The 25,709-nt window shown below is 65.3% G+C and carries 29 protein-coding genes and 1 tRNA gene (1 of these 30 running past the window's edge); 17 read left to right on the top strand and 13 right to left on the bottom strand.

Annotation, left to right across the window (positions count from 1 at the left end; genetic code table 11):
* Positions 1-445, top strand: partial view of a DMT family transporter gene (locus H1S04_RS18435; protein ID WP_220185293.1) — the 3' end only. Its footprint begins 455 nt before the window's first position; only the last 445 of its 900 coding nucleotides appear in the window; its start codon lies off the left edge, out of view; the stop codon is at positions 443-445.
* Positions 446-517: 72 nt separating this feature from the next.
* Here the strand turns inward: H1S04_RS18435 and rpsI are convergent, their stop codons facing one another.
* Both rpsI and rplM read right to left on the bottom strand, forming a co-directional pair.
* The gene (rpsI, locus tag H1S04_RS18430) at positions 518-1,006 is read right to left on the bottom strand and encodes a 30S ribosomal protein S9 (protein ID WP_181746944.1); all 489 of its coding nucleotides are present in this window, start codon (positions 1,004-1,006) and stop codon (positions 518-520) included.
* A 2-nt stretch (positions 1,007-1,008) separates the two neighbouring features.
* Entirely contained in the window at positions 1,009-1,473 is a 465-nt protein-coding gene (gene rplM, locus H1S04_RS18425) for a 50S ribosomal protein L13 (protein ID WP_181746943.1), read from the bottom strand.
* A 245-nt stretch (positions 1,474-1,718) separates the two neighbouring features.
* Between rplM and H1S04_RS18420 the strand changes: the two genes are divergently transcribed.
* Positions 1,719-2,387 (top strand): hypothetical protein, encoded by a 669-nt coding sequence (locus H1S04_RS18420; RefSeq protein WP_181746942.1) that lies wholly within the window; start codon positions 1,719-1,721, stop codon positions 2,385-2,387.
* A 43-nt stretch (positions 2,388-2,430) separates the two neighbouring features.
* On the opposite strand, the gene H1S04_RS18415 is transcribed toward H1S04_RS18420, so the two are convergent.
* Together H1S04_RS18415 and H1S04_RS18410 are read right to left on the bottom strand one after the other, a co-directional pair.
* Positions 2,431-3,813, bottom strand: a complete 1,383-nt coding sequence (locus tag H1S04_RS18415) for a glucose/sorbosone family PQQ-dependent dehydrogenase (RefSeq protein ID WP_181746941.1) — start codon at positions 3,811-3,813, stop codon at positions 2,431-2,433.
* Between the two features lie 109 nt (positions 3,814-3,922).
* Positions 3,923-4,348: a PaaI family thioesterase gene (locus tag H1S04_RS18410; protein ID WP_181746940.1), complete on the bottom strand. Its 426-nt coding sequence runs from the start codon at positions 4,346-4,348 to the stop codon at positions 3,923-3,925.
* Between the two features lie 58 nt (positions 4,349-4,406).
* On the opposite strand from H1S04_RS18410, the gene H1S04_RS18405 reads away from it, so the two are divergent.
* Positions 4,407-5,225 (top strand): enoyl-CoA hydratase, encoded by an 819-nt coding sequence (locus H1S04_RS18405; RefSeq protein WP_181746939.1) that lies wholly within the window; start codon positions 4,407-4,409, stop codon positions 5,223-5,225.
* Positions 5,226-5,227: 2 nt separating this feature from the next.
* Here the strand turns inward: H1S04_RS18405 and H1S04_RS18400 are convergent, their stop codons facing one another.
* Positions 5,228-5,929, bottom strand: coding sequence for a rhomboid family intramembrane serine protease (locus tag H1S04_RS18400; protein WP_181746938.1), 702 nt, complete (start codon positions 5,927-5,929; stop codon positions 5,228-5,230).
* Positions 5,930-6,012: 83 nt separating this feature from the next.
* Between H1S04_RS18400 and trpS the strand changes: the two genes are divergently transcribed.
* On the top strand, positions 6,013-7,032 hold the full coding sequence (gene trpS, locus H1S04_RS18395; RefSeq protein ID WP_181746937.1) for a tryptophan--tRNA ligase: 1,020 nt from the start codon (positions 6,013-6,015) through the stop codon (positions 7,030-7,032).
* A 210-nt stretch (positions 7,033-7,242) separates the two neighbouring features.
* On the opposite strand, the gene H1S04_RS18870 is transcribed toward trpS, so the two are convergent.
* The 4 genes from H1S04_RS18870 to H1S04_RS18380 form a co-directional block, all read right to left on the bottom strand.
* Positions 7,243-7,371: a hypothetical protein gene (locus H1S04_RS18870; protein WP_255435696.1), complete on the bottom strand. Its 129-nt coding sequence runs from the start codon at positions 7,369-7,371 to the stop codon at positions 7,243-7,245.
* 112 nt (positions 7,372-7,483) lie between these two features.
* A complete protein-coding gene (gene ggt, locus H1S04_RS18390) occupies positions 7,484-9,223 on the bottom strand; it encodes a gamma-glutamyltransferase (protein ID WP_255435695.1) in 1,740 nt (579 codons plus the stop codon).
* Positions 9,224-9,410: 187 nt separating this feature from the next.
* Positions 9,411-9,487, bottom strand: a tRNA-Arg gene (locus tag H1S04_RS18385).
* Positions 9,488-9,549: 62 nt separating this feature from the next.
* The gene (locus H1S04_RS18380; RefSeq protein WP_181746936.1) at positions 9,550-10,977 is read right to left on the bottom strand and encodes a HAMP domain-containing sensor histidine kinase; all 1,428 of its coding nucleotides are present in this window, start codon (positions 10,975-10,977) and stop codon (positions 9,550-9,552) included.
* Between the two features lie 252 nt (positions 10,978-11,229).
* Between H1S04_RS18380 and rpmH the strand changes: the two genes are divergently transcribed.
* From rpmH to trpB, 11 genes are all read left to right on the top strand, one after another.
* On the top strand, positions 11,230-11,367 hold the full coding sequence (gene rpmH, locus H1S04_RS18375) for a 50S ribosomal protein L34 (RefSeq protein ID WP_181746935.1): 138 nt from the start codon (positions 11,230-11,232) through the stop codon (positions 11,365-11,367).
* Between the two features lie 44 nt (positions 11,368-11,411).
* A complete protein-coding gene (gene rnpA / locus H1S04_RS18370) occupies positions 11,412-11,888 on the top strand; it encodes a ribonuclease P protein component (protein WP_370470497.1) in 477 nt (158 codons plus the stop codon).
* Positions 11,885-12,124 (top strand): membrane protein insertion efficiency factor YidD, encoded by a 240-nt coding sequence (gene yidD, locus H1S04_RS18365; protein ID WP_181746933.1) that lies wholly within the window; start codon positions 11,885-11,887, stop codon positions 12,122-12,124. Before rnpA ends, yidD begins: the two co-directional genes overlap by 4 nt.
* A 36-nt stretch (positions 12,125-12,160) precedes the next feature.
* The gene (ttcA, locus tag H1S04_RS18360) at positions 12,161-13,066 is read left to right on the top strand and encodes a tRNA 2-thiocytidine(32) synthetase TtcA (protein ID WP_181746932.1); all 906 of its coding nucleotides are present in this window, start codon (positions 12,161-12,163) and stop codon (positions 13,064-13,066) included.
* 190 nt (positions 13,067-13,256) lie between these two features.
* Positions 13,257-13,946: an EAL domain-containing protein gene (locus H1S04_RS18355; protein WP_220185292.1), complete on the top strand. Its 690-nt coding sequence runs from the start codon at positions 13,257-13,259 to the stop codon at positions 13,944-13,946.
* A 444-nt stretch (positions 13,947-14,390) separates the two neighbouring features.
* The gene (yidC, locus tag H1S04_RS18350) at positions 14,391-16,262 is read left to right on the top strand and encodes a membrane protein insertase YidC (RefSeq protein WP_181746930.1); all 1,872 of its coding nucleotides are present in this window, start codon (positions 14,391-14,393) and stop codon (positions 16,260-16,262) included.
* Entirely contained in the window at positions 16,259-17,056 is a 798-nt protein-coding gene (locus tag H1S04_RS18345; protein WP_181746929.1) for an MOSC domain-containing protein, read from the top strand. Before yidC ends, H1S04_RS18345 begins: the two co-directional genes overlap by 4 nt.
* Positions 17,053-17,703, top strand: coding sequence for a ribosome biogenesis GTP-binding protein YihA/YsxC (gene yihA / locus H1S04_RS18340; protein ID WP_181746928.1), 651 nt, complete (start codon positions 17,053-17,055; stop codon positions 17,701-17,703). The genes H1S04_RS18345 and yihA overlap by 4 nt, the downstream gene beginning before the upstream one ends.
* Positions 17,704-17,756: 53 nt before the next feature.
* Entirely contained in the window at positions 17,757-18,656 is a 900-nt protein-coding gene (argB, locus tag H1S04_RS18335) for an acetylglutamate kinase (protein WP_181746961.1), read from the top strand.
* A gap of 143 nt (positions 18,657-18,799) precedes the next feature.
* Positions 18,800-19,315: a histidine phosphatase family protein gene (locus tag H1S04_RS18330; RefSeq protein ID WP_181746927.1), complete on the top strand. Its 516-nt coding sequence runs from the start codon at positions 18,800-18,802 to the stop codon at positions 19,313-19,315.
* A 72-nt stretch (positions 19,316-19,387) separates the two neighbouring features.
* The gene (trpB, locus tag H1S04_RS18325) at positions 19,388-20,593 is read left to right on the top strand and encodes a tryptophan synthase subunit beta (RefSeq protein WP_181746926.1); all 1,206 of its coding nucleotides are present in this window, start codon (positions 19,388-19,390) and stop codon (positions 20,591-20,593) included.
* Positions 20,594-20,659: 66 nt separating this feature from the next.
* On the opposite strand, the gene H1S04_RS18320 is transcribed toward trpB, so the two are convergent.
* The gene (locus H1S04_RS18320; RefSeq protein WP_298948172.1) at positions 20,660-21,679 is read right to left on the bottom strand and encodes a ribose-phosphate pyrophosphokinase; all 1,020 of its coding nucleotides are present in this window, start codon (positions 21,677-21,679) and stop codon (positions 20,660-20,662) included.
* Between the two features lie 107 nt (positions 21,680-21,786).
* Between H1S04_RS18320 and H1S04_RS18315 the strand changes: the two genes are divergently transcribed.
* A complete protein-coding gene (locus H1S04_RS18315; RefSeq protein ID WP_181746925.1) occupies positions 21,787-22,386 on the top strand; it encodes a 2-hydroxychromene-2-carboxylate isomerase in 600 nt (199 codons plus the stop codon).
* Entirely contained in the window at positions 22,383-23,159 is a 777-nt protein-coding gene (locus H1S04_RS18310; RefSeq protein ID WP_181746924.1) for an alpha/beta fold hydrolase, read from the top strand. The genes H1S04_RS18315 and H1S04_RS18310 overlap by 4 nt, the downstream gene beginning before the upstream one ends.
* Before the next feature lie 10 nt (positions 23,160-23,169).
* Here H1S04_RS18310 and H1S04_RS18305 read toward each other — a convergent pair whose 3' ends face one another.
* Genes H1S04_RS18305 through H1S04_RS18865 form a run of 3 tightly spaced genes read right to left on the bottom strand, consistent with a single transcriptional unit; the run spans position 23,170 to position 25,579 of the window.
* Entirely contained in the window at positions 23,170-24,213 is a 1,044-nt protein-coding gene (locus tag H1S04_RS18305) for a low specificity L-threonine aldolase (protein ID WP_181746923.1), read from the bottom strand.
* Entirely contained in the window at positions 24,210-24,650 is a 441-nt protein-coding gene (locus H1S04_RS18300; RefSeq protein ID WP_181746922.1) for a YcgN family cysteine cluster protein, read from the bottom strand. Before H1S04_RS18300 ends, H1S04_RS18305 begins: the two co-directional genes overlap by 4 nt.
* Positions 24,650-25,579 carry a bifunctional riboflavin kinase/FAD synthetase gene (locus H1S04_RS18865; protein WP_255435700.1) on the bottom strand — a complete coding sequence of 310 codons (930 nt, stop codon included), beginning with the start codon at positions 25,577-25,579 and terminating at the stop codon, positions 24,650-24,652. Before H1S04_RS18865 ends, H1S04_RS18300 begins: the two co-directional genes overlap by 1 nt.
* Positions 25,580-25,709: the final 130 nt, after the last annotated feature.

Raw genomic sequence — 25,709 nt, 5'->3', positions numbered from 1 at the left:
CCCGGCCTCTTTCGTCGTGCTGATCGCGGCGGCGGGTTACGGCATGTCGGCGGTGCTGGTGAAACTGCTGACGCGCAGCAATTCTGCCGGGGTGATCCTGGCCTGGATGATTCTGATGCAGTTGCCGATGGGAATGGCGCTGGCGCTCACCGACTGGCGGCCGGTCGTGACAGGCAACCTGCCCTGGATCCTGCTGGCCGGGCTGACCGGGCTCAGCGCGCATTACACCATGGCGCGGGCGTTGAAGATCCTCGATGCCTCGGTGGCGATACCGATCGACTTCCTGCGCATGCCGCTGATCGCGCTGATCGGCTATCTGCTTTATGGCGAGACGGTCAGCGCCTGGCTGGCGCTTGGCGTCGCCATGATCCTGACCAGCAACCATTACGCGCTTCGGGCCGAAAGCAGGCGGGCGCGGAGAGCGGCCAGCGACGCCCGGACCTGAGGCCGCCGGCGCAACCAACGAAAAACGCGGCCCCAAGAGGCCGCGTTCGCATTCCGGTAATCCGAAACCGGATCAGCGCTTCGAGAACTGGAAGCTGCGGCGGGCCTTGGCCTTACCGTATTTCTTCCGTTCCACAACGCGCGAGTCGCGGGTCAGGAAGCCGGCAGCTTTCAGCGCGGCGCGCAGGCTCGGCTCGTGCAGTTGCAGCGCTTTCGAGATGCCGTGCTTGACCGCACCGGCCTGCCCCGACAGACCGCCGCCGGCCACGGTGGCCATCACGTCATACTGACCGGCCACGCCGGCCACGTCGAAGGGCTGGCGCAGGATCATCTGCAGCACCGGACGGGCGAAATATTCGCTCATGTCCTTGCCGTTCACGGTGATCTTGCCCGAACCGGGTTTCACCCAGACGCGGGCGACAGCGTCTTTGCGCTTGCCGGTGGCGTAGGAACGGCCCTGGGCGTCGCGGACGGCCACACGGGGCGCAGCTTCAGCGGCAGGCGAAGCGGTTTCGACAACCGCGTCCTTGAGCTGGTCAAGGGATTTGATGTCTTCGGCCATGATTACGCGCTCCGGGTGTTCTTCTTGTTCAACGTCTTGACGTCGAGGACTTCGGGCTGCTGAGCTTCATGCGGATGCTCGGCGCCGGCATAGACGCGCAGGTTCGACATCTGCTGCTTGCCCAGCTTGTTGCGCGAGATCATGCGCTCGACCGCTTTGGTCACGACGCGCTCGGGATGGGCGCCTTCCAGCACCTGACGCGCGGTGCGGAACTTGATGCCGCCCGGATGGCCGGTGTGCCAGTAGTAACGTTTGTCATCACGCTTGGCGCCGGTCATCTGCACCTTGTCGGCGTTGATGATGATGACGTTGTCGCCCATGTCCATGTGCGGGGTGAAGGTCGGCTTGTGCTTGCCGCGCAGGCGCATGGCAACGATCGAGGCCAGACGGCCCAGAACGACGCCCTCGGCGTCGATCAGGATCCACTTCTTCTCGATCTCCGCCGGTTTTGCGGTGTAGGTTTTCATATCGCTGCCCTTTTGGGGATTCAAATTCGAGATGGCGGTGTATCGACGATTGGCCGGCACGGGTCAAGTCAAGTTTCTGCAAATTTTCTCTTTAAAATCAATTCATTGCCAAATAGGTATTAAAATACCGCAAAAAACAGAGCCTATCTGGCGGCGTCCCCTCTGTTCGCCGGCCGCCTTGGCCGGTATGGTGGAAAACCGCATAACTTCCTGTTTCGCTTACAAATCAACGAGTAACCCGTCAAATGCGCCATTCCGGGCCAAACCGTCCGCTTTCGCTCTCCCATGAAGCCCGTCCGCAGGCCTCCGGCCCGCGCCACGTCCTGCTGCCCTTCGCCCTTGCTCTCGGCCTTTCGCTGGGCGTGGCTGTGCTGGTATTCGCCGGCATGGCCGCCGGCAAATGGACCTTTGCCGAAATTTCACGCGATCCCTCGGCCCAGTTCGGCACGCCGCTATACGGCGGCTTCGTCTCGACCCTCGGCTTCGCGGGCTGGATCATCGCCGCCGCCGCGACCGGGCTTGCCGCCCTCACCCAGCCACTGCTGCGCAGGTTGATGCTGCCGGTCTGCCTGCTATCGGCGCTGCTGGCGCTGGATGACCAGTTCATGCTGCACGATGCCGTGCTACCCCGCTTTGGCATCCCCGAAAAGCTGATGCTGATCGCCGAGGGCCTGCTGTGCCTGCGGGCGGTCTGGCCCTTCCTGCCGGCGCTGCTGCGGGGGAAGCAGCCGCTGCTGGCGGTGGCGCTGGCGGGCTTCGCCGCCTCGTTGCTGATCGACATCATCGTCCGCTTCGACACCGGGACTGCCCTGATGATCGAGGATATGGCCAAATTCACCGGCATCACCTTCTGGGCGACGCATTGGTTTGTCTATGCCGCCGCCGCGCTGCGCGTGGTTCCCGCCTCGCACTGAACCCCAGCGGCGCGACCCTCGCTCGAAGGCCGCGCCGTTTCGCTTACCCGCCGTAGGTGAAGGCGAGGATCGCGCCGGGATTGGCCATCTCGGTCGAGGCGCCGCCATCGGTCGCGCGAGTGACGCCGCCTGCATCGGTGGCGACGAAGATCGTCTTGCCATCCGCACTGATCGCCAGATCGCGATAGCGGTTCTGGCTGACGAACAGCTTTTCGATATCGCCCTGCACCGACTTGTCGTCGGCATTCATGCCCAGCCGATAGATGGCCCCGTTCTTCAGGCTGGTCACCAGCAGTGAATCCTTCCAGCCCGGCACCGCTTCGCCGGCGTAATAGTCGATGCTGGAGGGCGCGATGGTGGGCCAGCAGATGAAGGCCATGTCGCCACATTTCTCGTCACGGAAGGTATAGCCGTTCCAGACGGTGAAGAAGGTCTTCATCGGCTCGATGAATTCCTCGGTCCAGTCGGTTTCGACATATTGTGGCACCGACTCGGGGAATTCGTAATCGCTGAAGGTCAGGCTGGCGCAATCGGGGGCCTGCGCCCAGGCCCCATACACATAGGCCTGATCGTCGCGAAAGCCGGCGATGAAGGGCCAGCCGTAATTGCCGCCCGCCTGCAGCAGATTCACCTCGTCATCGGTCTTCGGCCCCTGCTCGGACTGGAACAGCGCCCCGTCCGGGCCGAAGACGATGCCCTGCGGATTGCGGTGGCCGTAAGTATAGACATGGCTGCGCACGCCGCCGATCTCGGGGTTGTCGTCGGGGACCGAACCGTCGGGCGCGATCCGCAGCACCTTGCCCTGATAATTCACATAATCCTTCGCCGCGACCTGCTCGGCCGTCGGCAGGTCTTGCGCCAGCACCGGCTTGCAGAAATTGCCGAACTGGTTGGCGCCATGATCGCCCTGGGTCAGATACAGCATTCCGTCCGGCCCGATCTTCAGCCGGCCGGCATTGTGGTCATCACCGGCGATCAGCCCCTCGATCACGGTCTCGGGCTGCCCCAGCGTCCCGGCTGCGGCGTCATAGGTCAGCCGCACCAGCCGCATCCGGCAGTCTACACCGTCGCCCGCATCGGCATCATAGACATAGGCGGCGTAAACCTGATTCTGCGCCAGATCCAGCGCCAGGCCCAGCAGCCCCTCATGCGCAGTTTCGCCAGTATAGGCGTCGTCGAACGTATACAGCACCTGTTTCTCGCCGCTGTCCGGGTTGATCCGGGTTATCTGCGCGGCCTTGCGTTCGGTCACCCACAGATGGCCGTCGTCGCCGTAAGTCACCTCCCAGGGCGAGGCGAGATCGGCTGCGACCACCCGCGCTTCGAACCCGTCGGCGACGATCTCGACATCCTGGGCGAAGGCACCTCCCGACCCGAGGGCGGCAGAACAAAGAAGGCAGGCAATCAGGCGCCCGTTGGACAGCATGGCTATTCTCCTTGTATGGGCAGACAGAATGATGTGCAGGGAAAAAGATTATGTGCAGAGAGAAAAGCTTACGATCCCTCCCCCGCACTCGCAATTGGCTTCTGCGGGCTCAGCCCCGTGCGGGCGGGATGGCATAGGTCATCGAGCAGCGCGCCACCGGATCGGGCTGGCCATCGGAAAAGATCAGCGCCTCGGCCACGGCCAGAAGGCGCCCCAGCTTCAGCAGCCGGCATTCCGCATGCAGATCGCGCCCGGCCAACGGCTTGCGCATGAAGTCGATCGAGGCATTCGTCGTCACCGCCAGCGCCACCGGCCCGATCCGCGACAGCAGCGCGCAATAAACCGCGACATCCGCCAGCGCAAACATGCTCGGCCCGGACACGGTGCCGCCGGGGCGCAGGTGCGCCTCAGTCACGCTCAGGCGCGCGATCAATCCGGCCTCACCCGCCTCCAGCACGGTGAACGCGCCGCCAAGCTGCGGAAACTCGCGCGCCAGAAAGACGTTCAACGCCGCCGCATCCATCTGCAATGCCATACTTCCCCCCCGTTTCGCTTTGCGGCTATGCTGGCCCGAGCCTTGGGAGGAAAGCAACATGTCGGACCTGATCTTACGCCACGATACCGGCCATGTGGCCCGGCTGGTGCTGAACAGCCCGCAGAATTACAACGCCCTCTCGGCTGAGATGATCGCGACGCTGTACACCACGCTCGCCTCGGTCAGCGCCGAGCCGGAGGTGCGCGTCATCATCCTCGCCGCCAATGGCAAGGCTTTCTGCGCCGGCCATGACCTGCGCCAGATGCAGGCCGCACGGGCAAATCGCGACGGCGGCCGCGCCGGTTATGCGGCCCTGTTCGAAGGCTGCAGCCAGCTGATGCAGCTGATCGCCACCCTGCCCCAGCCCGTCATCGCCGAGGTGCAGGGCATCGCCACCGCCGCCGGTTGCCAGTTGGTCGCCTCCTGCGATCTCGCGGTGGCAGCGGAAGGGGCGCGTTTCGGCGTCAACGGAATCGACGTGGGGCTGTTCTGCTCCACGCCTGCGGTGGCGCTGTCGCGCGTGGTGCCACGCAAGGCCGCCTTCGAAATGCTGGCGACCGGCGATTTCATCACCGCCGCCGAGGCGCAGCGCCTCGGCCTCATCAACCGCGCCGTGGCCGCGGCCGAGTTGGAAGCCGCGACCATGGCGCTGGCGCAGAAGGTCGCATCCAAGCTGCCCGCCGCGATGGCCATGGGCAAACGCAGCTTCTATGAACAGCTCGGCCACGAAACCGCCGACGCTTACGAGGCCGCGGCCGACACCATGGTCGCCAACATGATGCTGCCCGACACCGACGAAGGCATCAACGCCTTCCTGGAAAAACGCCTGCCCGCCTGGGCCTTGGTGCCAGAGGCGCACACCAGAACCGAGGCCTGATCTCAGCGGCGGCGCAGCGCGGCCATGGCACGCGACATGCCGCCGGGCACCAGCACGAAACACAACAGAAAGCCCACGCAGAAGCCCCCGACTTCGGCAATCCAGCTATAGCCCGCATTGCCGAACAGCAGCCCGAAGACCAGCTGGAACAGCAGCAGCATGCCGATCAGCGTGAAGGCGCGCAGCCGGTTGGCGTGCTCCATCCCCAGCCGCACCCAGAGCAGGAAGGTAAAGGCCCCGACCAGCCCGTAGACGGCGGGATAGCCGCCATAAAGCGGCGCCAGATCGACGCCGGCCAGCAGGCCGAACAGCGTATAGATCGCCGCACCGCCCACCGCCGCGCCGAAGAACAGCGCCAGCAGCGCCCAGGGGCGGAACTGCTCGGCCACCATCTTGCCGAGCGCCAGCGTGAAGACGATTACGAACAGCGCATGGGTGATCGAGCCGTGGATGAAGGGATAGGTCAGAATCCGCGCCGCCTGACGGGGACTGAAGATCCCCAGCTCCCACATCCGCGCGGGAATCTGCGGAAAATAGGCCGCCATTTCGATCGCGTTCAGGCGCAGCCCGACGCCGGCGCTGCCGCCGATGAAGCCCATCTGCCCCAGCCCGAAAACCACTTCGGAAGCGATCATCGGAAGGGCCAGGGCCCAGACCACCGGCGGCAGGCTGTTGATCGGCGATTCGTCATATCCGGGGCGCATGGCCATCTCCGTTTTTCAGGGGCGGTTGCACCGCGTCACGCGCAGGGTTAAGCCACCTTCAACGATTTTCCAAGCAGGCCGCCATGACTGACGCATCCAACCAACGCATCTTTTCCGGCATCCAGCCTTCGGGGCACCTGACGCTGGGCAATTATCTGGGCGCGCTCAAGCGCTTTGTCGAGCGTCAGGACGAGGGGATCGAGACGATCTACTGTCTGGTCGACCTGCATGCCGTCACCGTCTGGCAGGACCCCAAGGCCCTGCGCCAGCAGACCCGCGAAGCCGCCGCCGCCTTCATGGCTGCCGGCATCGATCCGGCCCGGTCGATCCTGTTCAACCAGAGCCAGGTTCCCGCCCATGCCGAGCTTGGCTGGCTGATGAATTGCGTGGCGCGGCTTGGCTGGATGAACCGGATGACCCAGTTCAAGGACAAGGCCGGCAAGAACAGCGAAAATGTCAGCCTCGGTCTTTACGCCTACCCGGCGCTGATGGCCGCCGACATTCTGGCCTATCACGCCACCCATGTGCCGGTCGGCGACGACCAGAAGCAGCATGTCGAACTGACGCGCGATATTGCCACCAAGTTCAACCACGATTACGGCGTCGACTTCTTCCCGCTGCCGGAACCGGTGATCGAAGGTCCGGCCACCCGCGTCATGTCGCTGCGGGACGGGTCGAAGAAGATGTCGAAATCCGACCCTTCGGATGCCAGCCGGATCAACCTGACCGACGATGCCGACACCATCGCGCAGAAATTCCGCAAGGCCCGCACCGATGCCGAGCCCCTGCCCGGCAGCACCGAAGGCCTGAAGGACCGCCCCGAGGCGCGCAATCTGGTCAATATCTACGCGGCCCTCTCGGGCGAGACGCAGGACGCCGTTCTGTCCCGCTTCGAAGGCCAGGGCTTCGGCACCTTCAAGCCGGCGCTGGCGGATGTGGCGGTGTCGGTGCTGGCGCCGATCTCGACCCGAATGGCGGAGTTCCTCGCCGATCCAGGCGAAATCGACCGCATCCTCGGTCAGGGCGCGGTGAAGGCCGAGGCGATCTCGGCCCCGATTGTCGCCAAAACCCGCGAAATCATGGGCATGATCCTGTCGCGCTAAGCCTGTCGGCTCTGCGCCATTTCCGGTCGGCAATGACGTCCTCGCCGTCAACCAGGCCGTCAGGGCGCGGCTCGGGACCACGTCATCGCCGGAAACCGCCGCCTTTGTGTCCGCCGTCGGCCGGGACCGCGAGACGATCCATTCCGGCTGTTCTCGGCCGCCAGCGACAACGTCCGCCAGCCGCGGGCTGATCGTCGCCCCGATCACGCGTCACTTCATGGGTGCGGTGCCCGGCCCGCGGCCGGTCCAGCGTTCGCACCGGATCGGCCCCGCAGCGAAGACATCATGAGCGGCAAAGCCCTTCGCAGACAGGCGTTTGCCATGGACGAAAATCGCCATTCCGCCGCACCTTATCCGCAGTTCAGCATGGCACGGACACCCGAGTCAGGCAAAGGCCGGTTCTCCGGCCCCTGCTTTCCGGCCCCTGCGCCTTGTTCGCCATGGCGCGCGGTCAATAGCCGACCGTCGCGGCCCCCGCCCGGCGGGGGTCCGATGCGCCCAGAAGGAACCCAGATTCCGGGTCACGCATCACCGATTGCGTGGATCCCATCACCTCCTCCAGCGACAGGACATGTCCCTTTGCCTGCAGCGCGCGCTGGGTATCGAGGCTGATGCCCTCCTCGATGCGCAGCTGATCTGGCAGCCATTGATGATGGATGCGCGGGGCCGCGCTGGCTTCGGCCACATTCATGTCATGGTCGATCATGTTCATGACCACCTGCAGGACTGTGGTAATGATCCGCGCCCCGCCGGGCGAGCCAGTGACCAGCCAGACCTCGCCATCCTTGTTGACGATGGTGGGCGTCATCGACGACAGCGGCCGCTTACCCGCCTGAACGGCATTGGCGTCGCCGCCGATAAGGCCGTAAGCGTTGGGCACGCCCGGCTTGGCCGAAAAATCGTCCATCTCATTGTTCATCAGCACGCCGGTCCCGTCCGCCACCAGCCCCGAACCATAGGAGAAATTGATCGTATAAGTATTTGAAATCGCATTCCCGTCCTTGTCGATGATGGAGTAATGCGTGGTCTGGTCCGATTCATAGGGCGCGAGGCCGGCAGGCCTGATCTGCTCGGACGGAGTCGCGAAACTGGCGCTGATCTTGTCACGCATGTCGGCGGCGTATTCCTTGCTCATCAACGCGTCGATGGGGACATCGACGAAATCGGGATCGCCCAGATATTCGGATCGGTCGGCATAGGCCAGCTTCATCGCCTCGGCCATCAGATGCAGCGTTTCAGACGAGTTCTGCCCAAGCGCGCCGATGGGATAGCCTTCCAGCGTGTTCAGGATCTGGATCAGGTGCACCCCGCCCGATGACGGTGGTGGCATCGAGACCACCTCATATCCACGATAGGTGCCGCGCACCGGTTCGCGCGCAACGGCCTTGTAGGCGGCCATGTCCTCGGCGGTCATGTTGCCGCCCGCCTCGGTCACGGATCTGGCGATCGCCTCGGCCATCGGCCCCTTGTAGAAACCATCCGGGCCTTCGGCGGCAATGGTTTTCAGGGTCTTGGCGAGATCGGCCTGCACCAGCGTATCGCCCGGCCGATACAGCGCGCCGCCTTCCTTGTAGAAGATCTTCGCGGCAGACGGATATTTCGTCAGCCGTTCCTTCATCGCCTCCAGGCTGTCGGCAAGGTCGGGGGTAACGGTGATCCCCTCCTCGGCCAGTCGTATCGACGGCGCGATCACATCGGCCCAGTTCATGCTGCCAAATTGGTCCAGAACCATCTTCATCCCGGCGACTGTCCCCGGCACGCCCGACGCCGCGCCGCTATAGCGTGACAGTTCGCTGTCGGCATTGCCTTCGGCATCCAGGAACATGTCGCGGCTTGCGCCTGCGGGGGCCATCTCGCGATAGTCGATGGCGTGCGTCTCGCCGGTTTTGGCATCATGCACCAGCATGAAGCCGCCGCCGCCGAGGTTGCCCGCGCGCGGCAGCGTCACCGCCAGCGCGAAGGCCACCGCCACGCCCGCATCCACCGCATTGCCGCCCTGGGCCAGAATGTCGCGCCCGACCTCGGCAGCGACCTGTTCCTGCGCCGAGACCATTCCATTGGCCGCCCAGACCGGATGCATCCGGTCCATGCCGGAATAAATCGCCGCCTCCTGCGCGCTGGCAGGCGCAGCCAGAACCGCCAGCGCCAATGCCGCCGCGCCCACCCGCCGGAAATCCATCACGGACAACATGCCCTTCCCTCCTTCAATGCCATGAACAACGCGCTCAGTCGAAGGGCGATGACGCGGTGCGTCAAGGGAAATTGTCCCGATAACAGCCCGGCTCAGCGGCCCTTGGCAGGCTTGCAGGCCAAATGCGTCACCGCAAGGCCCCCGCAAGCGGAAGGATGTTTCAACACAGAAATGTCTGGAAACTTATTGGCGGACCCGGAGCGATTCGAACGCCCGACCCCCAGATTCGTAGTCTGGTGCTCTATCCAGCTGAGCTACGGGTCCGCTGTAGGACGGTGATTTAGCGATGCCGGATGGGGGGCACAACCCCCAAAATGGCACAAAATTCACTCGGCTTCAAAATTCTCGATCAGGGCGCCGCGCGGCAGTGTAATCGTGAAGCAGGTGCCGTTTTCATCGGTGCGCTGAAGCTCCAGCTTGCCGCCGTGGCCGCGGATCAGGTCGGCCGCGATGGCGAGGCCAAGGCCAGTGCCCCCCTTGCGCGTGGTGCCGGTGAAGGGCTTGAACAGATAGTCCTGCGCCTTCTGCGGCAAGCCCGGTCCATTATCGCCCACGCGGATCTGCCAGTCGTGATCGGTCTCGGCGCCGGCAATCTCGATCGTGCCGGGCCGGCCTGCGGCCTCGATCGCCTGGCGGCCGTTGCGGATCAGGTTCGACAACACCCGGTGCAACTGATCGCGGTCCGCGCGGATGACCAGATTGGGGCTGATATCGATGACGAAATCAACAAGCGGCGTGCCGTTCGGCGCTTCCGCGAGCAGCGCCTCGGCCTCGGCGATCTCATCCACCAGGGCGCGCAGGTCGAAACGTGACAGCGTCGGGGCCGGCTCCTCGGCCTTGCCGAAGGCCAGCGTGGTTTCGCAAAGATTGACCGCGCGGGTGATCGAATTGACCAGCTTCGGCGCGGCCTTGCGCACGGCCGGATCGGCGCTGTCTTCCAGCCGGTCCGCGAATATCTGGCTGGTGGTCAGGATATTGCGCAGGTCATGGCTGATCTTGGCCACCGCCTGCCCCAGCCCGGCCAGCCGTTCCTTCTGCTTCAGCGCCTGGGTCAGCGTCGTCTGCATGGAGGCGAGCGCCGATTCGGCTTCGCGCACCTCGACGATGCGGGCGTCCGGGGTAATGATCAGCCGTGTGTCTTCGGGCGCGGCGGAATAGCTGGCCATATGGCTGATGACGCGCCGGATCGGCTTCAGGATCAGGCGCTGCGCCGCGAGGTTCAGCAGCGCCGCCGTCAGCAGGATCAGCACCGCCGACCAGACCAGCACCGGCAGCCCGAAATCGACCATGGCCTTGCGCAGCGGTGCGGTGGACAGCGTGATCTCGATCAGCTGGCCGGCATGGTTGACCGGGGCGCCAATGACCCGAACCACCTCGTCCTTGCGATCGAAAAGCTGGCGCAGGGCGTCGGCGGCCATGGCCAGTGTCGAGTTGCTGCGCAGATCATAGGTCGCCACGATCGGCCCCGGCAGCGGCGAGGACAGCACCAGTTGCCGCACATCGTCCCGGCGCAGCACGACGTTATAGACGCCGGCATTGTCCAGCAGCTCTGATTCGAGATCGGTGGTGATATTCTCGTCTTCCGGCGCCGCCAGCAGCGCCAGCGAGGCGATCTGCGCCTTCTCCAGCCGGGTCTGCAGATAGTCGATGCGGAAATTCGACATGGCGGGGATCAGCACGAAAAGCTCAGCCAGCGCCACGAAAAGCAGCGTCAGCGCGGCGAAACGTCCAGTCAGTGTGTCGATCGACCTCATCTGCAGATCTCGTTGCGGCGGCGACATTCGGCCAGCCGGCTGAACACCTAGCCTCGGGACGGGACAAATTCAAACGATTGTGTTCCGATCGGGACGGTCCGGGCAGTTTTAGCGGCTGACGGGCAAAAGCGACGTTGACTCGGGTGCGGGCATGGCCTATTGCGCGGGCTTCGAATAACCGACGCGGTCGCGTGGGGCGGGTCAAGTCATCCGCAAGCCCAGACCCTCCGCGCCCGAGATGGAGTATAGAAGATGTCGAAGCGCACGTTCCAGCCGTCGAACCTGGTTCGCACCCGCCGTCACGGCTTTCGCGCCCGCATGGCGACCAAAGGCGGGCGTCTGGTGCTGAACCGCCGCCGCGCCAAGGGCCGCAAGCGCCTGTCGGCCTGATCTGACGGGCCTTGCCGGACGCGCCCAGGCGCGTCAGTCAGGATATGACGATGCCGCCGCATCCTTCCTCACGCGCTGATGTCAGCCTTGCGGGAAATGATGCGACGGCTTTCGTCGTTGAACCGGGCAGCTTCGCGGTTCTGCGCAAGCGGGCGGATTTCCTCAAGGCTGCGCAGGCGCGCCGGGCCGGAACGACGGGATTTCTGCTGCAGGCCCGCCCCCGCCACCCGGAGGAGCCGTCCGAAGCGCCCATCCGCGTGGGGTTCACCTGCTCGAAGAAGATCGGCAACGCGGTCGCCCGCAACCGGGCCAAGCGGCGCCTGCGGGCCTTGGCGCGCGAGGTGATGCCGCGCGCCGCGCAGCCGGGCTGGGACTATGTCCTGATCGGACGACCATCCGAGACGGTGTCTCGTGATTTCAACGCACTGCGCGACGATCTTCAAGGCGCCCTGCGCCGCGTCCATGCGCCCCAATCCCCCAAGAACGCACCTTCGCGCCCCGATGGCAGGCCCGCGAAATGAGCCCGCTCGCCCATCTCGCCGCCGTGCCGGTGCGGGCCTATCGGCTGCTGCTCAGCCCCTGGGTCGGGCATGGCTGCCGCTTTCAGCCCACCTGCTCCGCCTATGCCTTGGAAGCGTTGGAGCGTCACGGCGCCTTTCGCGGCAGCTGGCTGGCCGCGCGCCGCGTCGCGCGCTGCCACCCCTGGGGCGGCGAAGGCTATGACCCGGTGCCCCCGCCCCGTCCGCACGACCACTGATTTCGCAGCCGCACGCCCGCATCAAGGAACACCGCCATGAACGAACACGCCGGGATCGACGATCAGGAGCCGCTCGACAGCGGGGCCGAGGAGATTCACGCCCTGTTCCACGGCGCCCCGTCGACCACCGCCTTTCGCAAGCTGCGCAAGCGGCTGGTGCGCGAAACCCGCGCCGCGATCGAGGATTTCGGCATGGTCCGCCCCGGCGACCGGTGGCTGATCTGCCTGTCGGGCGGCAAGGACAGCTATACGCTGCTGGCGATTCTGCACGAGTTGAAGTGGCGCGGTTTGCTGCCGGTGGACCTACTGGCCTGCAATCTCGACCAGGGCCAGCCGGGTTTTCCGGCCACCGTGCTGCCCGAATTCCTGACCGATCGCGAGGTTCTGCACCGAATCGAATATCAGGACACCTATTCCATCGTTACCGAAAAGATCAAACCGGGCGGGACGATGTGCAGCCTGTGCTCGCGCCTGCGCCGCGGCAATCTGTATCGGATCGCCCGCGAGGAGGGATGCTCCGCGGTGGTGCTGGGACATCATCGCGACGACATCCTCGAGACCTTCTTCATGAATCTCTTCCATGGCGGCCGTTTGGCAACAATGCCACCCAAGCTGTTGAATGAAGAAGGCGATCTTCTGGTCCTGCGCCCCCTCGCCTATGTCGCCGAGGCCGATTGCGAGAAATTCGCCCGCGACATGAACTATCCCATCATTCCCTGCGATCTCTGCGGTTCGCAGGAAGGGTTGCAGCGCGCGCAGGTCAAGCGGCTGCTGGATGAATGGGAAGCGCGGGCGCCCGGCAGGCGGCAGGTGATGTTCCGGGCGCTGATGAACACGCGACCCTCGCATCTGGCGGACCCGAAACTTTTCGATTTCGCCGGGCTGTGGCCGGGACCGGCGCGTGACATCGCGGAAGACGTGCCGAATCTGCGCGGGCATTAACCGTCCGAAAACCTGTTCTTCCTATGCTGCACTGTGAACGAAACGCGAATCGGGACACAGGATGCGGCCGTTTGAGATAATCATTGCTGTTTTTTCCCGGCTGGCCGCAGGCCGCCACCGGCCCGCACAACCGTCGGTGCCGCCCGTCGCGATACTGCCCGCGGCTGACCCCACCCATCCCGCACGACGGGTGCCGGGGCCACAGTTCCGACCGCAGATCTGCTGTCATACCGGGCAGGTCGCCTCGGTCCAGATCTTCGCGCCCGACCATCTCGGCGGCGACGCAGACGCCCTGCTGCGGCTGGGCCTCCGGCAGTTGAAGCGCTGGGACGATGCGGGGCTGAATGTGCCCTGCATCGCCATCCAGCTACCGCTTGACGTCGCGTGCAGCGCACCCTTGGCCCTGCCCCTGATCTGGGAAATCGACCGGCAGGGGGTCGAGGCGCGGCGGGTGATCTTTACCGCGCCTGACGACCGGCGCCGGGACCATGGACTCGGCGGCCTGACCCTGCTTGGGCGTCATGGCTGCGGGGTGGAGCTTTCCTGTCTGGACCCGGACGGGCTGAATCTTCTCGACGATCAGCCCGTCGTCGCCCGTCTGCGCATCCCGCAGGGCGCGTTGCGCGACTGCCATCTCGATCCCGGCCGGGGCCAGGTGGTGTTATCGCTGCTGGCGCTGGCGGAACGTCACGACCTCCCGACCATCGCGCTTGGCGTTCGCTCGCGGGACGAGCACGGTTTTCTAGCCCAGCTCGGCTGTTCGGTGGTGCAGGGTGACGCGGTCGCGCCCCTTCTCGATGTCGATGGCGCGACAAACTTCCTGCGCGAGCATGCAAAGCCGCAGTTCCGCCACCTGCTCCAGCCGCGCCCCGCGGCCTGAGCGGCGGCCTGTCGCCCGCTGGCCGGGGCAGTCGGGTCGATATGCGGCACTGCGGACACCACCTGTGCGCCGCGTTTACGTGAAGGTCGTTGAGACTGCCCGGAAAAACCTTCGTCAGCGCTGTTGCGGCACCAGCGCGATACCCCAAGCATGGATCTGGCACCCGCAAGATGCGCCGGGCGCAGGGGCGGCTTTCGGATCCGATCCACGCCGCGCGTTCGGTTCCGCAGGCAACCTCCGCCGACCACGATCAGCAGCACCGGGCCCGCGACATGCCCGCCGCGCCTGCGCACCAATGCGGGATTGGCCACTGAAGGGTAGTGTCGGCGGGGACTTCTCCCGCCTTTCCGTCCTGCGCGCGCTGTCGTTCCTCGTGTTTTACCTTGACCTTTGCACGGCCCTTCTGTTGAACCCTCCCCTGACAACAGAGGGCTCGGAAACCGCATGGAAGACAATAACCGCAACTTGATCCTGGCCATGGTGCTATCCATGCTGGTGGTGCTGGTCTGGTTCACCTTCTTCGCGCCCGAGCCGCCACCGCCGGCCCCGCAGCCCGAAGCCGCCACGCAGACCCAACCCGGCACACCCGCCGCGGTCAGCGATGCGACCACCGCCGCCCCCGCAGGGACCGCAGCGGTGCAGACCGGGCCGCAGGATCCTTCGGCCACCGCGCCGCGCGTGAAGATCAAAAGCGACTCGCTCTCGGGGTCGATCTCGCTGGCCGGCGGTCGCGTCGACGACCTGCTGCTGACCAAATACCGTGAGACGCTGGAGGCGAATTCGCCCTATGTCCGCCTGCTGACCCCCACCGACAGCGATTTCGTCGACACATTCGAGACCGGCACCCCGATTGCCCCCGGCGGCACGCTGGAAACCGTGGTCCGCAAGCCCTATTACGCCGTCTATGGGTGGAGCCCGGCCGCCGGCACCGACCCTGCTGCCGTTCCCAATGCCAGCACCGTCTGGCAACTGGAATCGGGCGAGACGCTGACCCCTTCGACCCCGATCACGCTGCGCTGGGACAACGGCCAGGGGCAGATCTTCCGCCGCACTTTCGCGATGGATGACAAATATCTGTTCACCGTCACCCAATCGCTCGAAAACACCGCCGACACCCCCTTCGCGGCCGCGCCTTACGGCATCATCGCCCGTCACGGCCAGCCGGATACGCAGAATTACTTCGTGCTGCATGAAGGTGCGGTCGCCATGACCGATGGCGAACTGTTCGAATCGAAATACAAGAACCTGACCAAGCTGGACCCGGTCGCCCGCGAAGGCCGGGCCGAGATCGTCGACGTGGCCGATAACGGCTGGATCGGCTTTACCGACAAATACTGGATGACGACGCTGGCGCCGAAGCCGGGGCAGCCCTTCACCGCAGTCGCAAAATACACCGACGGCGCCGACATCTATCAGACCGAGACCCGTTTCCCGGTCGTGACCGTGGCGCCTGGCGCCACCGCTGCCAGCGAAAGCTATCTGTTCGCCGGCGCGAAGGAATGGGAAACCATTCGTGAATACGAGAACTCCCCCGGCATCCAGCGCTTCGTCGATTCGATCGACTGGGGCTGGTTCTATTTCCTGACCAAGCCGATCTTCCGCGTGCTGCACTGGCTGAACGGCCATATCGGCAACATGGGCTGGTCGATCATCGCGCTGACCTTCATCCTCAAGGCCATCGTCTTCCCGCTGGCGCGCAAATCCTATGTCTCAATGGCGCGGATGCGCGAATTGCAGCCGCAGATGGAGGAGATCAAGGAACGCACCGGCGAGGACCGCGCGAAATATCAGCAGGAGGTCATGGCGCTGTACAAGCGCGAGAAGGTCAACCCGGCCGCCGGCTGTCTGCCGATCCTGATCCAGATCCCGATCTTCTTCAGCCTCTACAAGGTGATCTTCGTCACCCTGGAACTGCGTCAGGCCCCGTGGCTCGGCTGGATCCGCGACCTGTCCGCGCCCGATCCGTCCTCGATCCTGAACCTGTTCGGCCTGCTGCCTTGGGACGTCCCGGCGCGTGACAGCATGCTGGGCATCCTCTCGCTGTCGCTGATGGCGATCGTGCTGGGGATCTCGATGTGGATGCAGCAGAAGCTGAACCCGGCCCCCACCGACCCGGCGCAGAAGATGATCTTCGCCTGGATGCCGTGGATCTTCATGTTCATGCTCGGCGGCTTTGCCTCGGGTCTGGTGCTGTACTGGATCACCAACAACACCATCACCATCATCCAGCAATACGCGATCATGTCGATGCACGGCCATCCGCCGAACCTGTTCGGCAATATCCGCGACAGCGTGCGCGTGCGGAAAAGCAAGTGACCGGGCGGCTGGAGCAGATCTGGCGCTATCCGCTGAAATCCATCGGGCGCGAGCGGCTGGACCGCGTGTGCCTGACGAAGGGCGAGAAATTGCCCTTCGACCGCCACTGGGCGGTGCTGCACGAAGCCACGCTGCAAAGGCTGGCGGCGGAACTGGGCGACGGTGACCGGATCGCTGGCTGGATGCCTAAATCCGCCTTCCTGCGCGGCGCCGCGGGTCCCGGTCTTCAGGGCATCAGCGGCGGGATCAGCAATGGCAGCCTTGCGCTCTCTCATCCCGATCAGGGCGAGATCACCGTCGATCCCCGCCACCCGCAGGACCGCGACCGCCTGATCGCCTGGCTGCGCCCGATCTGGCCGGCCGACAAGGCCCCGCCCGCACGGCTGGTCTCGGCCCCGGAGGCGTTGACCGACACCCGCAAACCCTTCGTCTCGATCAATTCGCTGGACAGCCTTCACGCCATCGAAACGCTGCTGGGGCAGCGTCTGGGGTTGGAACGCTGGCGCGGCAATCTGTGGGTGGAGGGCTTTGACGCCTTTGCCGAGGCCGACTGGATCGGCCGGACGATCCGCATCGGCGAGGCCCTGCTGATCGTGCGCGAAGCCATCGGGCGCTGCGCCGCGACCTCGGTCGATACGCAGACCGGCCAGCCCGATACCGACATGGTCCGCGCCCTGACCGACGCCTATGGCCATGCCAATTTCGGCGTCTATGCCGAGGTCATTCACGGCGCCGAAATCGCCGAGTTGAACGAGGTCTTCCTGACCGACACCCCTGCCGAGGTCACGCCATGAAAGTCGCCTTCCCCCTCGCCCCCGAACCCGAGGCCGAGGTCGCCGAGGCCGCGCGTCAGCTGTTCGCCGGGCCGGTCGATTTCGTCAAGGGCGTGGTCGCCATGGACGGCCTACCCCCCGCCGACCGTGCCGAGGTCTGCTTTGCCGGGCGGTCCAATGTCGGCAAGTCCAGCCTCATCAACGCGCTGACCGGGCGCAAATCGCTGGCGCGGGCTTCGAACACGCCGGGACGCACGCAGGAAATCAACTATTTCGCGCTTGGCGATCAGGCCTATCTGGTCGACCTGCCGGGATATGGTTTCGCCAAGGCGCCGGTGGCGGTGGTGGCGAAGTGGCAGGCGCTGCTGAAGAACTATCTGGCCGGACGGCCCACGCTGCGCCGGGCCTTCTGCCTGATCGACGCCCGCCACGGTATCAAGCCGGTGGATCACGAGATCATGACGCTGCTCGACCGCTCGGCCGTGCCGTTTCAGGTCGTGCTGACCAAGACCGACAAGCTGGGGCCCAACGCCCTGAAACCCGTCATCGCGCAGGTCGGGGAGGAGCTGCAGAAGCACCCGGCCGCCTATCCCGAACTGGTCATCACCTCCTCCGAGAAGGGCGAGGGGATCGCCACCCTGCGCACCATTATCGCCGGGCTGGACTAGCCCCTGCCCTCAACCTCGCCCGCCCAAGGGACCGCAAGATGAGACAGCAAGACATGACCCGAGATTTCGCTTCTGCCGCCGCTACCCTGTCCGAAGCCCTGCCCTATATGCAGCGCTATTCCGGCGCGGTCGTGGTGGTGAAATTCGGCGGTAACGCCATGGGCGACGACGCCGAAATGGCGAAATTCGCCTCGGACATCGTGCTGATGAAACAGGTTGGCATTCACCCGGTCGTGGTCCATGGCGGCGGCCCGATGATCAACGACCTGCTGGGCAAACTGGGCATCGAAAGCCGATTCGTGCGCGGCAAGCGCGTCACCACCAAGGAAACCGTCGAGGTCGTCGAAATGGTGCTGTCCGGTCTGGTGAACAAGCGAATCGTTCAGGCCATCAACGATGCCGGCGGCCGCGCCATCGGGATTTCCGGCAAGGACGACGACCTGATGGTCTGCGAGCCCGACGATCCCGAACTGGGCTTTGTCGGCAAACCGGTCGAGATGAATGTCCAGATCATCCGCGACCTGTATCTGGCCGGGCTGATCCCGGTCATCGCCCCCGTGGCCACCGGTATGGAGGATAACGAGACCTTCAACGTCAACGGCGACACCGCCGCCGGCGCCATCGCCGGCGCGCTCAGGGCCGATCGGCTGCTGCTGCTGACCGATGTCTCGGGGGTGAAGAATGCCGCGGGCGAGGTGCTGACCGCGATGACCCCCGGTCAGGTCCGCCAGATGATCGACGACGGCACCATTGCCGGCGGCATGATCCCCAAGACCGAGACCGCGCTGAAGGCGCTGGAAGACGGTGTGCGCGCGGTGGTGATTCTGGACGGGCGCGTGCCCAATGCCACCCTGCTGGAGCTGTTCACCGAACATGGCGCGGGCAGCCTGATCCGTTCAACCGAACCACGGGTCAAGCCGCGGGGCCTGCGTCAGGGCGACAGCGGACTGTAAGCGCTGGCAAATCCGGCTGCGCACAGAGTGTTGAATCGCAGCCGGAATTTCCGACAGAAAACGTCCTTTCTGGCGCTTGCCCTGCCTGCACAACCTATGGCAGGCTCGGGCTCATTCGCGTGGCATGAGAGGCCGTTTTTCCAATGACCCCTTCCGGACATCGTCGCCTGATCCTGACCCGCCATGCCAAGTCGGCCTGGGATGATCCCTCGCTGGAGGATTTCGACCGCCCCCTCAATGATCGCGGCCGCCGCTCGGCCCGGCTTCTGGGCGATTTCATGGCCTCGCGCGGCTATGAACCCGAGGAGGTTATCTGCTCGCCTTCGAAGCGCACGCGCGAGACCTGGGACCAGGTCGCCGGCGCCGGGCTGGAGGTTCGCCCCGAGCTGCGTCTCGATGATCGCCTGTTCCACGCCACCCCCGCCACCCTGTTGGAGGTGCTGCGCGGCGCGACCGAATCCACGGTGATGATCGTCGGCCATAACCCCGGAATCGCCGAATTCGCCGCCAGCCTGCCCGCGCGGGCGCCGCTGGACCCGGAATTCCGCAGCTATCCGACCGCGGCCACACTGGTTGTCGACTTCCAGATCGAGGACTGGGCCGATGTGCAACCGGGCCAGGGCAGCGTGATGGATTTCGTGCGTCTCGACGGCCGGTAAGGCCCGAAAGCGGCACCATAAAACAGGCCGGGAAACAGGCCGGGAAACAGGCCGGCGACAGGGGGACAATACATGGGCTATCTGAATTCGCATCCCGATGCGAAGGGCTTCTTCGGGCCTTATGGCGGCGCCGACCTGCCGCCGGTTCTGGTCGAACAGTTCAAGGCCATCGAGGCGGCCTATCTGCGGCTGTCGCGCTCGGCCGATTTCATCAGCGAGCTGCGCTTCATCCGCAAGCATTTTCAGGGCCGCCCGACGCCGATCAGCTATCTGGGCAATCTGTCCGCCGATTGCGGCGGCGCGCAGATCTATGCCAAGCGCGAGGATCTGAACCATACCGGCGCCCACAAGCTGAACCATTGCATGGCCGAGGCGCTGCTGGCCAAGCATATGGGCAAGACCAAGGTGATGGCCGAAACCGGCGCCGGCCAGCACGGCGTGGCACTGGCGACGGCGGCGGCCTATTTCGGCATGGAATGCGAAATCCACATGGGCGAGATCGACATCGCCAAGGAAGCCCCGAACGTCACCCGGATGAAGCTGCTGGGGGCGACGGTCGTGCCGGTGGGCTTTGGCGGGCGGTCGCTGAAGGAGGCCGTGGACAGTGCGTTCCAGTCCTATGTCGCGCAGGCCGACACCGCGCTGTTTGCCATCGGCAGCGTCGTCGGCCCCCATCCCTTCCCGATGATGGTGCGGGATTTCCAGCATGTCGTCGGCATTGAATCGCGCGAGCAGTTTCTGGACATGACCGGCCGGCTGCCCGACATGGTCGCGGCCTGTGTCGGCGGCGGCTCGAACGCGATGGGGATGTTCGCGGGCTTCATCGACGATCAGGACGTGGCGCTGTATGGGGTGGAACCGCTCGGCACCTCGTCCAATCTGGGCGATCACGCCGCCACCATCACCTTTGGCGAGGATGGCGACATCCACGGGTTCCGGACGCTGGTGCTGAAGGATGCCGAGGGCAACCCGGCCCCGGTCCATACTGTCGCCTCGGGGCTGGATTATCCGGGGGTCGGGCCTGAACATGCCTATCTGCACAAGACCGGCCGCGCGACCTATGTCGCGGCGGATGACAAGGAGGCGCTGGATGCCTTCTATCGCCTGTCCCGGCGCGAGGGGATCATTCCGGCGCTGGAAAGCGCCCATGCTGTCGCCTTCGCCCTGCGCGAGGCGCCGAAACATCCGGGCAAGACGATCCTGATCAACCTGTCGGGGCGGGGCGACAAGGATATCGACTATGTGACGGAAACCTACGGATTCGGCGATACCGCCTGAGGCCCGGATATGACAACGCCGCGCCGGTCATCACGACCCGGCGCGGCGTTCTGCAATTCCGGCAGATCAGCTGCCCGAATACAGGCCCTCATAGATGGGGCCGAGCGTATCCAGCTCGAACAGCGAACTGACCGAGGTGCCGTTCCAGATATTGATGATCGCCTGCGCGAACATCGGCGCGGTCGGCACGATGCGGATATTGGGGCAGGTCTTCACCGCCTCGGGCTGGTCGATGGAATCGGTGATGACCAGCGATTTCATCACCGAATTCGACACCCGCTCGACCGCCGGGCCGGACAGCACGCCATGGGTAATATAGGCATGCACCTCGGTCGCGCCGTGATCGACCAGCAGTTGCGCCGCCTTCACCAGCGTGCCGGCCGTGTCGCAGATGTCGTCGACGATGATGCAGGTCTTGCCCTTCACGTCACCGATGACGGTCATGTCGGCGATCTCGCCCGCCTTTTCGCGGCGCTTGTCGACGATGGCCATGGGCACGTCGATGCGCTGCGCGATCTCGCGCGCGCGGGCCACGCCGCCGACATCGGGCGAGACCACCATCAGGTCATCCATTCGGCCCTTGAAATGGTGGCGGATATCCAGCGCGAAGATCGGCGCGGCGTAAAGGTTATCCACCGGAATATCGAAGAAGCCCTGAATCTGGGCCGCGTGCAGATCCAGCGTCAGCACCCGGTCGACGCCGGCCTCGGTCAGCAGGTTGGCAACCAGCTTGGCGCTGATCGGCGTGCGCGCCTTGGCGCGGCGATCCTGCCGGGCATAGCCGAAATAGGGGATGACGGCGGTGATCCGGTTGGCCGACGAGCGTTTCAGCGCGTCGGTCATGATCAGCAACTCCATCAGGTTGTCATTGGCCGGGTTCGAGGTCGACTGGATGATATACATATCCTCGCCGCGCACGTTGTCGAACACCTCGACGAAGATCTCCTGATCGTTGAAGCGTTCGACCCGGGCATCGACAAGGGCCACATTCATGCCCCGATGCATCGACATGCGCCTTGCGATGGCCTGCGCCAAAGGTTTGTTGGCATTGCCGGAAATCAGCTTGGGTTCGGTCATCGCGGGCATGGGGCGGTCCTTCGAGCGGCGGGATTCGGGCGATTGCAGGGGGCTTACCACCGCGTTAGCCTGCCCGCAAACATCAACAGACCAGTTCACCAGCTCGGGAAAGCAAAATGGCCCATATCGACTACTATCTCGGGACGATCAGCCCATGGTGCTACCTCGCAGGCGACCGGCTGGAGCGAATCGCGCGTGAGCACAAGGCCACCATCACCTACAAGCCAGTGGACCTCATGCAGCTGTTCGCCCGCACCGGGGGGCAGAAACTCGCCGATCGCCATGACAGCCGCAAGGATTATCGTCTGCAGGAACTCACCCGCTGGGCCGCCTATCTGAAGCTGCCGTTCAACCTGCATCCGGCGCATTTTCCGACGAATATGGCGCCGTCCTCCTATGCGGTGATCGCGGCGCAGGCGAGCGGGGCAGGCAATGTGGGCGCCCTGGTGCGCGGCTTCCTGCGCGCCGTCTGGGCCGAGAATCGCGATATTGCCGACGACGCGGTGATCCGCGATGTGCTGGCCGCGAACGGTTTTGACCCGGCGATTGCCGACAAGGGCCTGTTCATCGGGGCCGAGCAATATGGCCGCAACCTGGAGGACGCCGTGGCGGCGGGGGCCTTCGGCGCCCCCTTCTATATCGTGCGCGAGACCGGGCAGAAATTCTGGGGTCAGGACCGGCTGAACTTCCTGGCCGACCATCTGGCGACGATATGACCCTGTTCGAACGCCATTTCCCCGGCGCCCCTGACCGCCCGGCGCTGGCGCTGCATTGCATGATGGGCAGCAGCAATGCCTGGACGCCGATGGCCGGCCATCTGGACGGGCAGGTCGATCTGCGCGCCTTCGACAATCCCGGCCATGGCCGAAGTCCCGACTGGCAGCCCGAAGGCGGCATCGACCTGCATACCTTCGTCACCCGTCATGCGGCGGGCAAGATCGACCGCCCGCTTGACCTGATCGGCCACAGCTTCGGCGCGACCATCGCCCTGCGCATCGCCGTGGGCGCGCCCGAGGCCGTCCGCTCGCTGACGCTGATCGAGCCGGTGCTGTTCGCCGCCGCGCCTGCCCCCTCGCGTCAGGCCGAGGATGCGCGCCTCGCGCCCTTTGCAGCCGCGAACGACATTGACGGCATGATCGGTCAGTTCATGTCCGACTGGGGTGCACCGGGCGCGGGCGCCATTCCCGACGATCCGGCCCGTGCCGACCGCTTGCGCAAGCAGATGCGGCTGGTCATGGAAACCAACGCTTTCCTGATGGAGGACCGCGCCGATATCCTGCGCGAGGGCGGCCTCGAGGGGATCGAGGCCCCGGTGATGCTGATCTCGGGCGCGGAATCCCCGCCGATCATCCACGAAATCGCCGAGGCCCTTGCCGCACGCCTGCCCGATGTCGGTCGCGCCACCGTGCCGGGCGCGGGTCATATGCTGCCGCTGACCCATGCGCAGGCGGTCGCCGATCTGACCCGGATAAACCTCGCCCGCGCCTGAGGCGCAGGCGTCAACCGCGCAACGCGGCCAGCAGGGCGTCGACCTCGGCCCCGGTGGTGTTCCAGCTGCACACGAAGCGGACGGTCACCTCGTCCTGATCGGCCTCATCCAACGAGGACCATTTGAAATAGGTGGCCCCCGCCGCCCGCGCCCGGTCATGGGCATCGACCGGCAAGACGGCAAAGACCATGTTCGCCTCGGTCGGATGAGCCAGGCGCGCGCCCTCGACCTCTTCCAGCCCGGCGGCCAGCTGGGCGGCCATGTCATTGGCCTGACGTGCCAGCTCCAGCCACAGGCCGCCTTCCAGCAGCCCGAAGAACTGTGCCGCCAGATAGCGGTGCTTGGACAACAGATGCCCGCTGCGCTTGCGCGTGAATGCCAGCCGGTCGGCAAATTCGGGATCGAAGGCGACCACCGCCTCGACCCCCATGGCGCCGTTCTTGGTGCCGCCGAAGGACAGAAGATCGACGCCCGCGCGATGCGTCAGATCGGCGGGCGCGGCCCCGCTGGCCGCGACCGCATTGGCAAAGCGCGCCCCGTCCATGTGCAGCACCAGCTTGTGCTGCTGCGCGATGGCGGCGATTTCTGCCACCATGTCGGGCATCCAGACCCGGCCCCATTCGGTCGCATTGGTGATGGAAATCGCCCCCGGCTTGCCGCCGCCCAACCCCTCGCCCGCCCAGAAGCCGGCGGCCCGATCCAGCGCATCGGCGTCGATCAGGCCGCCCTCGCCGGGGATCAGGGTCAGCTTGGCCCCGCCGGTGAACATTTCGGGCGCGGCGCATTCCGAAGTCTCGATATGCGCATCCTCGTTGCAGAAGATTCGCTCCCACGGGTGGACCGCTGCCCCCAGCGAAATCGCATTCGCCGCCGTTCCCGTCGCGGTGAACAACACCGCCGCATCGGGCGCCTCCAGCACCTCGCGGACGCGCTCCTCGGCCGCGCGGGTCAGCGCGTCATTGCCGTAGGACGCGACATGGCCATCATTCGCCGACGCAAGTGCCGCCATCACCGCCCGATGGACGCCGGAGCAGTTGTCGGATGCGAAATTCATGACAGATCCTCGATGATGTGATCTTCCCAGTCTTCCTCGGGGATCTCGGCCTCGGACAGCGTCCAGCCCCGGACCGAGGCGCCTGCCCTGTGCACCGCCTCGCGATCGCCGCTGATCAGGTAATGCCAGTCCGGCAGCGGCCGCCCCTCGTGCCGCAGCCTATAGGCGCAGGTCGCCGGCAGCCAATAGCTGATATCCTTGATCTTGTCGGGGGTGAGGGTGACGCATTCGGGAACATAGTGGTGCCGCGTCTCATAGCGGGTGCATCGGCAGGTCTGCCCGTCCAGCAAGCGGCAGGCGATGCGGGTGAAGGCCAGTTCGTCGGTGTCCTCGAATTCCAGCTTGTTCAGGCAGCATTTGCCGCAGCCGTCGCACAGTGCCTCCCATTCCTGCGCATCGAGATCACGCAGCGGCAATTCCCAGAAACCGGGCCGCATCAGGGGGCCGACAGGATGGCGCGGGCTTCGGCGCTGTCGCGGTCCATCTGCTCGATCAGCGCGGGAAGCCCGTCGAATTTCATCTCGGGCCGCAGATATTCGACCAGCGCGACCGACAGGTGCTCGCCATAAAGATCGCCATCGAAATCAAACAGGTGGACTTCAAGGTTGGGACGATTTTCGCCGAACATCGGCCGCACCCCAAGGCTGGCCACGCCCGGCCAACAGCCCTTGTGCGGGCCGCCCAGCACATCCGCCAGCACCGCATAAACGCCGAGCTTCGGCAGGTGCAGCCCGTCCACCGACATGTTGGCGGTCGGATAGCCCAGCTCGCGGCCGCGCTTCTCGCCATGCAGGACCTCGCCCTCGATCCGGTGCCAGTGACCCAGCATCCGCTCGGCATCGCGGGTCCGGCCTTCCGCCAGCGCCTGCCGGATCGCGGTCGATGAGAAGTCGCGGCCGTCCTCGCCCACCAGCGGCGCCACGGTGACGCCGAAGCCGAACCGCTGGCCCAGATCGCAGAGCGTATCGCAATCGCCTGCCCGGCCGTGACCGAAGAAGAAATCCTGCCCGACGGTGACATGGGCGACGCCCAACCCCTCGACCAGCACATCGCGGGCGAAGGCTTCGGGCGTCAGCCCGGCCAGCACCGCGCCAAAGGGCAGCTGATACAGGTGATCCACCCCCAGACGGCGCAGGCGGTTGGCGCGGGCCTCGGCGTTCATCAGCCGGAAGGGGGGCGCCTCGGGGGCGAAAAATTCGCGCGGATGGGGCTCAAAGGTGATCACCCCGAGCGGCGCATCGCAGGCGGCGCGCGCCGCATCGATGACCGCACGATGGCCGCGATGTACCCCGTCGAAATTGCCCATCGCCACCGAGGCGCCCCGCGCCGATGCCGGCAATCCGGTCCAATGCTGATGGATATGCAATGCGCCCCCTTCCGGGGCCGGCCCGGCATGGTCAGTCTGTGGCGGACGGGCCGCCGTTCCCTGCATATCGCGCAGGCGTGGTCCGGTTGCAAGCCGCGCGGGCAACCCGGCCAGCAGCGCCAGCGCCTCG

This window comes from Paracoccus sp. S1E-3 (genome assembly GCF_013868135.1).
In the GTDB taxonomy this organism is placed as follows: Bacteria; Pseudomonadota; Alphaproteobacteria; order Rhodobacterales; family Rhodobacteraceae; genus Paracoccus.
This window is presented reverse-complemented; position numbering and strand designations above follow the sequence as displayed.

What these genes read in the sequence shown, in the direction of transcription:
- H1S04_RS18415 (WP_181746941.1), bottom strand. Translation starts at nt 3,813, where the DNA reads ATGCTGTCCAACGGGCGCCTGATTGCCTGCCTTCTTTGTTCTGCCGCC.
- H1S04_RS18400 (WP_181746938.1), bottom strand. Translation starts at nt 5,929, where the DNA reads ATGCGCCCCGGATATGACGAATCGCCGATCAACAGCCTGCCGCCGGTG.
- yidD (WP_181746933.1), top strand. Translation starts at nt 11,885, where the DNA reads ATGAGCCCGCTCGCCCATCTCGCCGCCGTGCCGGTGCGGGCCTATCGG.
- rpsI (WP_181746944.1), bottom strand. Translation starts at nt 1,006, where the DNA reads ATGGCCGAAGACATCAAATCCCTTGACCAGCTCAAGGACGCGGTTGTC.
- H1S04_RS18310 (WP_181746924.1), top strand. Translation starts at nt 22,383, where the DNA reads ATGACCCTGTTCGAACGCCATTTCCCCGGCGCCCCTGACCGCCCGGCG.
- rnpA (WP_370470497.1), top strand. Translation starts at nt 11,412, where the DNA reads ATGACGATGCCGCCGCATCCTTCCTCACGCGCTGATGTCAGCCTTGCG.
- trpB (WP_181746926.1), top strand. Translation starts at nt 19,388, where the DNA reads ATGGGCTATCTGAATTCGCATCCCGATGCGAAGGGCTTCTTCGGGCCT.
- H1S04_RS18420 (WP_181746942.1), top strand. Translation starts at nt 1,719, where the DNA reads ATGCGCCATTCCGGGCCAAACCGTCCGCTTTCGCTCTCCCATGAAGCC.
- yidC (WP_181746930.1), top strand. Translation starts at nt 14,391, where the DNA reads ATGGAAGACAATAACCGCAACTTGATCCTGGCCATGGTGCTATCCATG.
- ggt (WP_255435695.1), bottom strand. Translation starts at nt 9,223, where the DNA reads ATGTTGTCCGTGATGGATTTCCGGCGGGTGGGCGCGGCGGCATTGGCG.
- trpS (WP_181746937.1), top strand. Translation starts at nt 6,013, where the DNA reads ATGACTGACGCATCCAACCAACGCATCTTTTCCGGCATCCAGCCTTCG.
- H1S04_RS18870 (WP_255435696.1), bottom strand. Translation starts at nt 7,371, where the DNA reads ATGGCGATTTTCGTCCATGGCAAACGCCTGTCTGCGAAGGGCTTTGCC.
- H1S04_RS18300 (WP_181746922.1), bottom strand. Translation starts at nt 24,650, where the DNA reads ATGCGGCCCGGTTTCTGGGAATTGCCGCTGCGTGATCTCGATGCGCAG.
- rplM (WP_181746943.1), bottom strand. Translation starts at nt 1,473, where the DNA reads ATGAAAACCTACACCGCAAAACCGGCGGAGATCGAGAAGAAGTGGATC.
- H1S04_RS18380 (WP_181746936.1), bottom strand. Translation starts at nt 10,977, where the DNA reads ATGAGGTCGATCGACACACTGACTGGACGTTTCGCCGCGCTGACGCTG.
- H1S04_RS18405 (WP_181746939.1), top strand. Translation starts at nt 4,407, where the DNA reads ATGTCGGACCTGATCTTACGCCACGATACCGGCCATGTGGCCCGGCTG.
- H1S04_RS18315 (WP_181746925.1), top strand. Translation starts at nt 21,787, where the DNA reads ATGGCCCATATCGACTACTATCTCGGGACGATCAGCCCATGGTGCTAC.
- H1S04_RS18330 (WP_181746927.1), top strand. Translation starts at nt 18,800, where the DNA reads ATGACCCCTTCCGGACATCGTCGCCTGATCCTGACCCGCCATGCCAAG.
- H1S04_RS18320 (WP_298948172.1), bottom strand. Translation starts at nt 21,679, where the DNA reads ATGCCCGCGATGACCGAACCCAAGCTGATTTCCGGCAATGCCAACAAA.
- H1S04_RS18305 (WP_181746923.1), bottom strand. Translation starts at nt 24,213, where the DNA reads ATGAATTTCGCATCCGACAACTGCTCCGGCGTCCATCGGGCGGTGATG.
- rpmH (WP_181746935.1), top strand. Translation starts at nt 11,230, where the DNA reads ATGTCGAAGCGCACGTTCCAGCCGTCGAACCTGGTTCGCACCCGCCGT.
- argB (WP_181746961.1), top strand. Translation starts at nt 17,757, where the DNA reads ATGACCCGAGATTTCGCTTCTGCCGCCGCTACCCTGTCCGAAGCCCTG.
- H1S04_RS18410 (WP_181746940.1), bottom strand. Translation starts at nt 4,348, where the DNA reads ATGGCATTGCAGATGGATGCGGCGGCGTTGAACGTCTTTCTGGCGCGC.
- yihA (WP_181746928.1), top strand. Translation starts at nt 17,053, where the DNA reads ATGAAAGTCGCCTTCCCCCTCGCCCCCGAACCCGAGGCCGAGGTCGCC.
- ttcA (WP_181746932.1), top strand. Translation starts at nt 12,161, where the DNA reads ATGAACGAACACGCCGGGATCGACGATCAGGAGCCGCTCGACAGCGGG.